The following is an 11,282-nucleotide window of genomic DNA, read 5'->3' as shown; positions in this document are numbered from 1 at the left end:
CAGCATCGCCTCGCGGAACTTCTTCGACCCGTTGGCGTTCGTGCGCTCACCGATCGCCAGGTAGGCGGTGTCCTGGCGGAACGGGACGGTCTGGTAGAGCGAGGCTGCGCCGGGCTCGGGGCGCGGGTCCCGCGGTGCCGGGACCATGCCGCGGACCCGCTCGACGACCTGGCGCAGGTGCTCGGGCGTGGTGCCGCAGCAGCCGCCGACCAGCGACAGGCCGTAGTCGCGGACGAAGTTCTCCTGGGCGTCGGCCAGTTCGGAGGCGGTCAGCGGGTAGTGGGCGCCGTCGGTGCCCAGTACCGGCAGGCCCGCGTTGGGCATGCAGGACAGCCGGATGCGGGAGTGGCGGGCCAGATGGCGCAGGTGCTCGCTCATCTCGGCGGGTCCGGTCGCGCAGTTCAGGCCGATCATGTCGATGCCGAGGGGTTCCAGCGCGGTCAGCGCGGCACCGATCTCGGAGCCGAGCAGCATCGTGCCGGTCGTCTCCACCGTCACGGACACGATGAGCGGCACGTCCAGGCCGAGCGCCTGAAGGCCGCGGCGGGCGCCGAGGACGGACGCCTTGGTCTGCAGCAGGTCCTGGGTGGTCTCCACGATCAGCGCGTCGGCGCCGCCGGCGATCAGGCCCTCGGCGTTTCGCTGGTAGGCGTCGCGCAGGACGGTGTAGGCGATGTGGCCGAGGGTGGGCAGCTTGGTGCCGGGGCCGATGGAGCCCAGCACCCAGCGCGGGCGGCCGTCGCGTGCGGTGTACTCGTCGGCCGTCTCGCGGGCCGCGCGGGCGCCGGCCAGGGACAGTTCGTGGACGCGTCCGGCGATGTCGTACTCGCCCAGGGCCGCGTGGTTGGCGCCGAAGGTGTTGGTCTCGACGCAGTCGACGCCCGCGTCGAAGTACGCGCGGTGCACGGAGCGCACGATGTCCGGGCGGGTGACGTTGAGGATCTCGTTGCAGCCCTCGAGCTGCTCGAAGTCCTCCAGGGTGGGTTCCTGGGCCTGGAGCATGGTGCCCATCGCGCCGTCGGCGACCACCACCCGGGTGGCGAGCGCCTCGCGGAGCGCGGCGATGCGGGCCTTGTGGGCGGCGCTCATGACGGTTGCCCGAGGACGCACGCGAGCGGGCCGGCCGCCCGGGGGCCGTAGGTGCGCTCGACGACGGCGGACAGCTGCGCCGGGTCGACCCGGTAGGACTGTGAGCCCACCGTGCCGAGGACCACGGCGGCCAGCGCGTTGCCCAGCCGGGCCGCGGGTTCCAGCGGCACCCGGTGGCTGACGGCGGCCAGGAAACCGGCGCGGAAGGCGTCGCCGGCACCGGTCGGGTCGCTGGTGGCGGCGTCGGGGACGGCGGGCACGACGAGCGGGGGCTGTCCGGCGCGTTCGATGCGTACGCCGTTCCCGCCCAGGGTGGTCACCCAGGTGCCGGCGGCCGCCAGGACGTCGTCATGGCTGAAGCCGGTGCGCTCCTTGAGCAGCGCGGCCTCGTACTCGTTGGTGAACAGCCAGGTGGCGCCGTCCACCAGGGCACGGACCTGGTCGCCGTCCAGGCGGGCCAGCTGCTGCGAGGGGTCGGCCGCGAAGGGGATGCCCAGGGCCCGGCACGCGGCGGTGTGCCGCAGCATCGCCGCCGGATCGTCGGGCGAGACGAGGACCAGGCCGGGCCGGCCGGGGCCGGTGAGCAGGGCGCGCAGGTCGATGTCGTGCGCCTGGGTCATCGCGCCCGCGTAGAACGCGGCGATCTGGTTGGCGTCCTCGTCGGTGATGCACACGAAGCGGGCCGTCTGCCGTTCGGTGCAGACGCGCACTCCCGCGGTGTCGACGCCGTGCTCCTTCAGCCACACCTCGTACTCGGCGAAGTCCGTGCCGACCGCCCCGACCAGGAGCGGCGACAGTCCGAAGCCGCCGAGGCCGAAGGCGATGTTGGCGGCGACGCCGCCCCGGCGCACCTCCAGGCGGTCGACGAGGAAGGACAGCGAGACATGGGCGAGCTGGTCGGGCAACAGCTGGTCGGCGATCCGCCCGGGGAAAACCATCAGATGGTCGGTGGCTATGGATCCTGTCACCGCGATGCGCACGAGAACTCCTTCGGTCGCTGTGGGTCGCTGATCGCCGGTGGTGCGCGGCGTCGGCCGCACGGCCGGGCCCGGCCGTGCGGGTGCCGGCTCAGCTGCCCGCGGCTGCCCTGAGCTGCTGGGCGCGGTCGGTGCGTTCCCAGGTGAAGTCGGGCAGCTCGCGGCCGAAGTGGCCGTAGGCGGCGGTCTGGGCGTAGATCGGGCGCAGCAGGTCGAGGTCGCGGATGATCGCGGCCGGGCGCAGGTCGAAGACCTCCCCGATGGCCTGCTGGATCCTGTCCTCCGCGACGGTGTGGGTGCCGAAGGTCTCCACGAACAGCCCCACCGGCTCGGCCTTGCCGATCGCGTACGCCACCTGCACCTCGCACCGCGAGGCGAGGCCGGCCGCGACGACGTTCTTGGCCACCCAGCGCATCGCGTACGCGGCGCTGCGGTCCACCTTGGAGGGGTCCTTGCCGGAGAAGGCGCCGCCGCCGTGGCGGGCCATCCCCCCGTACGTGTCGATGATGATCTTGCGTCCGGTCAGGCCCGCGTCGCCCATCGGGCCGCCGATCTCGAAGCGTCCCGTCGGGTTGACCAGCAGGCGGTAGCCCTCCGTCTCCAGCTTGATCCCCTCGTCGGCGAGCTGTCCCAGCACATGCTCGACGACCTCCTGGCGGATGTCGGGCGTGAGCAGGGACTCCAGGTCGATGTCGCAGGCGTGCTGCGAGGAGACCACCACGGTGTCCAGGCGGACCGCCTTGTCGCCGTCGTACTCGATGGTGACCTGTGTCTTGCCGTCGGGCCGCAGATACGGGACGGTGCCGTCCTTGCGGACCTGTGTCAGGCGGCGCGACAGGCGGTGCGCCAGCTCGATGGGCAGCGGCATCAGGTTCGGCGTCTCGTCCGTCGCGTAGCCGAACATCAGGCCCTGGTCACCGGCGCCCTGCCGGTGAAGCTCGTCCTCGTCGCCCTCGACCCGCGACTCGTACGCCGTGTCCACGCCCTGGGCGATGTCCGCCGACTGCGCGCCGATGGACACCGACACCCCGCACGAGGCCCCGTCGAAGCCCTTGGCCGAGGAGTCGTAACCGATGTCGAGGATGGCGTCGCGCACCAGCTGGGCGATCGGGGCGTAGGCCGAGGTGGTGACCTCGCCGGCGACGTGCACCTGGCCGGTGGTGATCAGCGTCTCCACCGCGACCCGCGAGGCGGGGTCCTGACGCAGCAGCGCGTCCAGGATCGTGTCGCTGATCCGGTCCGCGATCTTGTCGGGATGTCCTTCGGTCACGGACTCCGAGGTGAAAAGACGACGGGACATGGCTCTCCAGATGGTTGAGGGCCCAGGCGAAGGGCGTCCGAGGTGCGGGCGGCGGCCGCCCGTGTCACAGCCACGATGTGCGACCTCGAACGAGGAGCACTTGAAGAGCGGCGGAACAGCGGCGGAGCGGTTCATCGGTGCGGGCGTGCTCCGGGGGCGGAGCCGGCGCGCACGGACATGCCGGTGCCGTGGCGCCCGGATCCGCCCTGCCCGCCCTGCCCCTCCCTGCTCCGCAGCCGTCCCGCGGTCTGTTGTGTCTCGGACCCGTCCTGCGGTCCGTTCTGTTCCGGGTCTGTCCTGTTCCGCAGCCGTCCTGCGGTCTGTTCTGTATCGGAGCCGTCCTGCGCCGCAGCCCGTCGGCCGTGGAGGCGTCCTGCGGTCCGTTCTGTTCCGGGTCTGTCCTGTTCCGCAGCCGTCCTGCGGTCTGTTCTGTATCGGACCCGTCCTGCGCCGCAGCCGTCCTGTGGGTGTCCGTGCCGCGGGGGCCGCCTCAGCCGGCCGGTGTGGTGGTGTCCTGGAGGGCTCGGGCGAGTGCGAGGGCGCGCGCCCGCTCGTCCTCGGTCGCGCCGGCGAGCACCACGCGGGGCGGGCGGCCGCCGTCGGCCGCGATCCGCCGGGCGATGTCGCAGGCGAGAGCGCCCGCGCCGGAGAACCCTGCGAGCAGCAGGGGCCGGCCGGCCGTGCGGGCGGCCAGGGCGGGGCCGGCGTCCTCGGCGGCGGTGCCGCCGGTGAGGACCAGCAGTTCCTGCGGGCCCGCGTAGCTGGGGGGCAGCAGGTCGTAGCAGGTCGCGGCCGCGCCGGGGGGCGGGACCAGGCAGATCGTGCCCGCCTGCTGCTGTCCCGCCGTGCGCAGGGTGACCAGCGCGGTGTCGGGGCCGGCTGCGGCAGTGTCGGCCATGCGCGGTACGGCCCTGCCCTGCAACAGGTTCAGCACCTCCGCGACGGTGGTGGACTCGGCGGCCCACAAGGGGAGTTCACGCAGCAGCAGGGCACTTTGCACGAGCAGCTCGGCAGCGGCCTCCTCGTCGAGCACGTCACGGTCGTGGACCCCTGTCAGGACCAGGCCGCCGGCATTGTCGTGGTGGGCGAGCAGCCCGATGGGCAGCACCGAGCGGGCGGGTACGGTGCCCGAGAACTCGGCCCGTATCCCCTGGGCGGCGAGTTCGTCCTCCAGGCCTTCCACCGGATGCGGCGGGTCCTCGAAGACGATGACGGTGTCGGCGGGGTCGGTGCCCGGACCGTGCCGGCCCCGGGCACGGATCCGGTCGGCGGGGACCCATTCGTAGGCGGCCATGTCCAGGGCGTGGTCCCGCAGGCGCCCCATCAGGTCCGTCAGCGTGCCCGCCGGGTCCACCTCGACGGTGACGGGCAGCGCGTTGCGCAGCGGTCCCGGCATCCGGGCCACGCCGTCGAGCGGTATCGCGCGCCCCGGAACGCTCACCGCGAAGCAGACCGGGGCCGGTCCGGCGGCGTCGGAGGCGCGGTGGATGAGGATCGCCCAGACGGCCTGCAGTGCGCTGCTCTCCGCGATGCCCCACAGGCCGGCCCAGCGCGCGAGGCGGATGGTTTCTGCAGGGTCCAGGCGCAGCCGGGCGCGGCCGACCCCGGCCGGCCGCGCGGCCTTGCCTGCGGGGCGGCCCGGTATCGACGCCGCGGTGTCGGGCGGGGCGGAGCGGGCCCACAACGCCCGTACGGGCTCGAGGTCCTGGGCCGCGATCCAGGCGGTGTAGTCCCGCAGGTCGGGGCGGCGCTCGCCACCGGGCAGGGTGCCTCCGGCGAGGTAGGCCCGGTAGAACTCGCGCAGCAGGATGTGGGCGCTCCAGGTGTCCAGGAGCGCCCGGTGGTAGGTGAGGACGATCCGGGTGGGCGGGGTGGCGCCGGGTGCGGTGTGCTCCGTCTCCAGCAGGGTCAGGCGCAGTGCTCCGGGGCAGCGCAGGTCGAAGCCGCGCAGCCGGTCGCGTTCCAGGAGAGGCTGCCAGTCGTCGCCGTGGTGGATGCGGCGGGTGATGTCGGGGGTGACCCGGCTGTGGACCATGAGCTGGGGTTCGGGGCCGCCGGTGAACGCGGTGCGCAGCACCGCTTCGCAGTCGAAGACGGACTGCCAGGCCGCGGTGAAGCGTTCCGGGTCGAGCGGGCCGTGCCAGACCCAGACGAGCTGTTCGACATGGCGGCCGGTGCCGGGCCGTGCGTCGCCGCCGGTGAACAGCGCCGCCTGCTGGGGGGTGGCCTTGAAGAGGGACGGGATGGGGGCGGTGCAGGCGTCGGCCAGCTGTGTCAGCAGGTCCCGCAGCAGGTCCGCGAGGGCGGCCACGGAGGTGGCGGTGATGCCTTCGGTGCGGTCGTGGACCCGCTCGAGGCCGATGTGCAGCCTGCCGCCGGCGATCCGGGCGTGCGCCTGGAGGGGGTGCGCGGGCCTGCCCGGCCGGTGCTGTGCGCTGCCGCGCACACGGTGCACGGAGCCGGGCGGCAGCTCGCCCGGGGCGTGCAGGTGCAGACAGACCTGGGCGGGCGCCAGTTCGCGCAGGGTGGCGCGCAGCAGCGGGTCGGGGCTCCATTCCCGGCAGGCCCCGAAACCCGCGCCGTCCGTGGCGTGGCCTGCGGCGGCGGCCAGGGGGCCGGCCAGCGCGGCCAGTTGGCCGAGGGGGTCGAGGCCGGGTTCCAGGGTGAGGTGGACCGGGTGCAGGTCGGTGAGCCGGCCCACGTGACGCCGCAGGCCCTGGTGGCCGGGCCTGGGGTCGCTGCGGACGTCGAGGCTGATGTCGTCGACGCCCTGCCAGCGGGCGAGGGCCAGGGCGAACACGCCGGTCAGGAGCTGCCCGGCGGTCAGCGCGAGCCGCTGTGCCAGGCCCTGGGTGATCCGCTCGGTGACGTCCTCGTCCAGGGGGAAGCTCAGAGCGCAGCCCTGGCCGGGGTCCCGGGCGCCGGGGTCCTGGGCAACGCCTTGGGCGGGGTCCCGGGCGCCGGGGTCCTGGCCGCCGCCGTCCTGGGCGAAGTTCTGGCCGCCGGGGTCCTGGGCGGGGCCGGTGTGCAGGATCTTGCCGGGTGCGGTGTCCTGCGTGTCGGCGGAGGCGATGCCGGCCCGGCCGCCGGGCCGGGTCAGCCGTGCGGAGGGGCGGGAGCCGAGGGCCCGGGACCTGCGCCCGGCGACGGAGGTCCAGTGACGGACCTCGGCGGGGTCGCGGGCCAGTTCCCGCAGTCCGCTGACCCAGTCGGCCAGGCCGTCCGGGGCATACCGCGCCCGCGCCGGCACCGCGGGCGCGGCCGTGCCGAGGGCGGCGGCCAGGTCGTCGAGCAGGATCTGCCAGGATGCGGCGTCCACGGCGAGTTCGTGGACCACCACGGCGAGCCGGTCGGCGCGGGGCCCGGCGGGACGGCGGTCTCTGGCGAGCAGGGCCCGCAACTGGACGCCCAGGCAGGCGTCGAGGGTGCGGCCGACCGAGGCAACCGCCGCGGCGAAGCCTGCCTCGTCGCTGAACTCCCCCTCCACCAGGGGATCCTGGCCGTCCCCTGCCGCGGCCGCGGTCCCGGCCCCGAACCCCTCCGCAGTCCCGGTCACGGGGTCGTGGCCGTCGGCGGTGCCGGTCGCGGTGCCGTCCCCGTTCGCAGCACCGGTCGCGGCCCCGGCGCCGTACCCCTCCGCAGTCCCGGTCGCGGGGCGGGATCCGTCCGCGGCTTCGGACCGGGTCAGGGCCCCGGCCCCGGCCCCGTCCGCGGCCCTGGCCCCGTCGGCGGCCCCGTCGGCGGCCGTGGCCTGCCCGGTCAGTCGGCCGCCCGCGGGGTCGAGGCGGGAGCGCAGCTGGGGGTGGGCGGTCAGGACCGCGTGCAGTGCCTGGCGCACCGCGGCCGCGTCCAGCGCGGCAGCCGCTTCGATGAACACCGCTTCGTAGCCGTGTCCGGCGGCGGGTGTGAGGAGCGCGTACTGGGCGGGGGCGAGCGGCTGGTCGGCCGGGCGCGGCTCGGTGAGCAGGTCGGCGATGCGGCCCACCGCGGTCGCGGCGGCCGCCTCTCGCGGCGCTGTGAACCGCAGCGTGTGATGGTCGGGGCCGTGCCGCAGCAGCCGGTGGCGGGGCACGGTCCCGGCCGGCTCACCGGCGGTGAGCTCGCCCAGGACGTGCTCCAGGGCGGCGGGGTCGAGGGGCCCGCGCAGCTCGAGGTCCCACGGCGCGGTGTGCGGGGCGGGCCCGGGGGCGACGACCGCGAAGGTCGCCTCGCGCGAGGAGCGGGAAACAGTCATGCGTGTCCGGGGGGTGCGGTCCGCTGGGGCCGGCGCGTTCCCCTCTCTCCTTTCTGTGGGCGCTGTACGGGCTGCGAGGTGGCGCTCGCCCGGTCCTGAGTGGGGGGCCGGGTGCCGTGCCTGTGGTGCGGCTTGCCGGGCCCGGCCCTAGAGCGCGGCGGCCGGTGTGTGCCCGGCGGGGCGCGGGCAGCGGGCCGGGATGCGCAGCGGGCGCAGTGCAGGGGGTGCCGGGGCTGTGGCGTACGGGCTGTCCTGCATGGCGCCTCCTGGTCCGCGACAATCCACAACGGTCGGGTTGGCCACGCTAGTAGCGGTTGGCACCCGAAGTCCGTTTTCCCGAGCGGGTGTACAGCGGTGCCCGAGCGGTGTCCGAGCCCGCCCGGGTGTGCGTGGGCGCAGGGCGCGCCGGGCCGCTGTCCTGCGCCCGCGGCGGCCCGGCGGCCCGGCGGTCGGGGGCGGCGCCGGGCCGGTGGGTGCGGTGCCGGGCCGGTGGATGGGGCGCCGGTGTCACAGCATGCGCACGGCGCTTTCCGCGTGCCGCTTGGCATGGGCGAGCAGGGCCCGGCTGTCCCGGCCGAGTTCCTCGCGCACGTGCCGGCGCGCCTGTCCCAGGCCCGCGTGCTCGCCGAGCACGGCGGTGATGGTGTCCTCGCGCAGCACGACGCTGTGCTGGGCGATGACGCTCACCCCGGACTCGTCGGGGACGACGGACCATTCGCCGGTGTGCGCTTCCAGCAGTGTGTGGGGCGTGGTCTGCTTGTGGACGATACGGCCCGCGTGCGGGAAGCAGATCCGCACCGAGTGGGTGGTGTACGAGCCGTGCTCGGTCAGTGTCTGCGTGGTCAGGCGCTGTACTCCCGGCGCGTCCTCGGTGAGGTCGGCCCGGGCGATGTGCGGCACCAGGCCGGGCCAGTCCCCGGCCCGGTACAGGAAGTCGTAGACCAGCTCGGCGGGGCCGTTGACGCGCACCGCGTCCTCGAAGGACAGGACCAGGTCGTCCAGGCGCGTCCACCGCTCGGCGAAGCTCTTGAGCTCGGCGAGCTGGGTACGGCTGTTCCCGTCGGCGGCCCACGCCCCGGCTTCGGGCAGGCCGCCGGTGACGCCGACGTCGCAGTGCAGTTCGAGCTCGGTGCGGTGCGGGCCCCGGGAACGGGCGTGCAGGATGCCGTTCATCGCGTCCGGTGCGGCCGCGGGCGGTTCCTGCCGGAACTCGATGCGGCGCTCCACGGGGTCCAGGTGGCGCCACGAGGTCCACGACTTCAGCTGCCCGTCCAGGAGGGACCACATCCGCAGCCGCTCCCGCTCGCCGTCGCTCTCCAGGCGCTCCACATGGATGCTCGGGGAGAAATAGAGCGGCAGCTTGGCCGCATCGGCCAGCACGGCGTAGACCACACCGGCGGGCGCGGCCACGTGGACCGTGTGCGTCGCCCTGTCGACACGCTCACCAGACATCGGGACACCTCTCCTCACATTGCGCCGACGGGACGGGACGGAACACGTACAGATTTCAGACGACCGGACGAGGACCACTGGATCATGAGCGGACCTCGAACCGCGGACTTCGGACCGCGAACGGAGGACCTCGGGCTGCGGGCCGCGGGCTGCGGCCCGGACGAGGCGCCGCCGTGCCGTCGCCGTGGCCGCCGGCCGGTGTGCGCCGCGCCGGGGGTTGCGGCGGCGTGCGGGCGCCGCGGCCCGCGCCGGGCGGGCAGGTGACGCGAGATCAGCCGGGGTGCCCGGGCGGGCAGGTGAGGCGGGATCAGCCGACGGGCACGGGCTGGCGGGCCAGGCGGCGGGTGACACGGCAGGCGCGGCCCAGGAGCCGGGGCAGTTCGCGGCTGCCGTGGGCGAAGAAGTGGCGGCCGGGGACGGTGCGCGTCCAGGCGGGCCCGGCGGTCCACCGGCGCCAGCTGTCGGCGACCGTGGGGGGCGCCAGCGGGTTGTCCTGTGAGGCGACGACGAGGAGCGCGGTGGTGAGCGGGCCGGCGCAGGAGGGCCTGTGGGCCGCCTCGTCCAGGGCCCGGGCGAGCTCGAGTTCGGCGCGCAGCACCGGCAGCATGGCGCGCAGGAGGATTCCTTCGTCGCTGCTGGGCGGCACGGCGCCCTTGCCGCCGAGCACATGCAGCAGTTCGGCGTCGGTGGCCCCGCGCACGTCGGGCAGCCCGGTGTGCGCCTGCGGCGGCGAGTGGGCGCCGACGGCGAGGAGTGCGGGGCCGGGCAGGCCGGCCTCGTGCAGGGCGCGGGTGACGCTCAGGGCGACCATCGCGCCCAGGCCGTGCCCGTACAGGACGTAGGGGCCGGGCTGCGGGTCGGTGAAACGGGGCAGCACATCGGCGAGCAGCGCCTCATGGGTGTTCACCCGGGGTTCGGACCGCCGCCGGTTGCCGCCCGGCAGGGAGACCGGGACCACCTCCACGCCGGGTCCGGCGCTCGCCGGCCAGTGCTCGAAGAGCGACTCGCCCCCGAGGGAATGCGCGAAACAGTGCAGCCGCACTGGCTGTTCGTCCGACATGGCACCCTCCTGTACCTGCACCCCTGGTCACACGGGGTGGGATCCAAGAGTGGCCGCACCCTCTCAAGTACCGCTCGAGAGCGGGCTGAGAGCGCTTGGAGGCGAGCGGGTGGCAGCGGGGCGGGGGCGGGGCCTCTTCGTCCCGGGCGCCTCGAGGACCGGTCGGCTGCGGCTGCGGCGGTCCTGTGCCGCGGGAGGGGCCGGCCGGCCGCGCGCGGCAACTGCGCCTGGCGGGCGCGGTATTCGGGCGGGCGGCGGGGGTGCCGGGGCGGCGGCGGCCGCGGCGGCCGCGGCGACGCAGGTCACCGTGGTCCCGGCTTCATGGGCGGGCCCGGAGTGGGTAGTGTCAGACCCGGACACATTAAGTTACCGCTTAGTAGATTCGCTCTCGCAGGTTCGAGGAGCCCGCCCATGCAACTCGCCGCGATCATCGTTTCGCTGGCATTCGTCACCGTCGGCACCGCGCTGTTCGTACGCGCCGTCGGCGAGTTATTCCGCTACGTCAGGCTGGGCGTGCCGGTGCCCGCCGGCAGCCGGAGCGCCAACCCCTACCAGCGCAGCGTGACGGTGGTGAAGGAGTTCCTGGGCCACACGCGGATGAACCGGTGGGGCGTCATCGGTGTGGCGCACTGGTGTGTGGCCATGGGCTTCTACACCCTGCTCCTGACGCTGGCCAACGCCGGCGGCCAGCTGTTCGAGGCCCACTGGGTGCTTCCCGTCCTCGGGCACTGGCTGCCCTACGAGGTCTTCGTCGAGGTGATCGGCACGCTGACGGTGGCCGGCATCGCCGTGCTCATCGTGATCCGGCAGCTGAACCTGCCCGCGCGCCCCGGCCGCAAGTCCCGCTTCGCCGGCTCCAAGTCCGGCCAGGCCTACTTCGTCGAGTGCGTCATCCTCACCATCGGCCTCGCGATCATGACGCTGCGCGGGCTGGAGGGCGCCCTCGCGGGCGTCGAGCACTGGGAAGCGGCGTACCTGGTCTCCTACCTGCTGGTCGCCGCGTTCCGGGGGCTGGACGGCGCCACGCTGGAGAACCTGGTCTACCTGGTGGCGATGATCAAGATCAGCGTCTCGTTCATCTGGATGATCGTGGTCTCGCTGAACACCAACATGGGTGTGGCCTGGCACCGGTTCCTGGCGTTCCCGAACATCTGGTTCAAGCGCAACGCC

6 protein-coding genes and 1 pseudogene are annotated in these 11,282 nt (G+C 74.3%); 1 reads left to right on the top strand and 6 read right to left on the bottom strand.

From position 1 onward, the window contains the following. The 6 genes from ASD48_RS24135 to ASD48_RS24110 all read right to left on the bottom strand — a co-directional run. On the bottom strand, nt 1–1,089 hold a 1,089-nt coding region (locus ASD48_RS24135), incomplete at its 3' end, for a homocysteine S-methyltransferase family protein (protein WP_199875940.1). Continuing rightward, entirely contained in the window at nt 1,086–2,069 is a 984-nt protein-coding gene (locus ASD48_RS24130) for a carbohydrate kinase family protein (protein WP_057603804.1), read from the bottom strand. The genes ASD48_RS24130 and ASD48_RS24135, both read right to left, overlap by 4 nt. Before the next feature lie 88 nt (nt 2,070–2,157). Beyond that, entirely contained in the window at nt 2,158–3,366 is a 1,209-nt protein-coding gene (gene metK, locus ASD48_RS24125; RefSeq protein ID WP_057603803.1) for a methionine adenosyltransferase, read from the bottom strand. A 490-nt stretch (nt 3,367–3,856) separates the two neighbouring features. Continuing rightward, nucleotides 3,857–7,600 (bottom strand): condensation domain-containing protein, encoded by a 3,744-nt coding sequence (locus ASD48_RS46030; RefSeq protein ID WP_057603802.1) that lies wholly within the window; start codon nt 7,598–7,600, stop codon nt 3,857–3,859. Between the two features lie 507 nt (nt 7,601–8,107). Beyond that, nucleotides 8,108–9,052 carry an aromatase/cyclase gene (locus ASD48_RS24115; RefSeq protein ID WP_057603801.1) on the bottom strand — a complete coding sequence of 315 codons (945 nt, stop codon included), beginning with the start codon at nt 9,050–9,052 and terminating at the stop codon, nt 8,108–8,110. Between the two features lie 307 nt (nt 9,053–9,359). After that, nucleotides 9,360–10,112: a thioesterase domain-containing protein gene (locus tag ASD48_RS24110; RefSeq protein ID WP_057603800.1), complete on the bottom strand. Its 753-nt coding sequence runs from the start codon at nt 10,110–10,112 to the stop codon at nt 9,360–9,362. 411 nt (nt 10,113–10,523) lie between these two features. On the opposite strand from ASD48_RS24110, the pseudogene ASD48_RS24105 reads away from it, so the two are divergent. Next, nucleotides 10,524–11,282, top strand: a pseudogene (locus ASD48_RS24105) (Fe-S oxidoreductase); the annotation flags it as partial.

This window comes from Streptomyces sp. Root1310, from assembly GCF_001426425.1.
Classification (GTDB): Bacteria; Actinomycetota; Actinomycetes; order Streptomycetales; family Streptomycetaceae; genus Streptomyces.
This window is presented reverse-complemented; position numbering and strand designations above follow the sequence as displayed.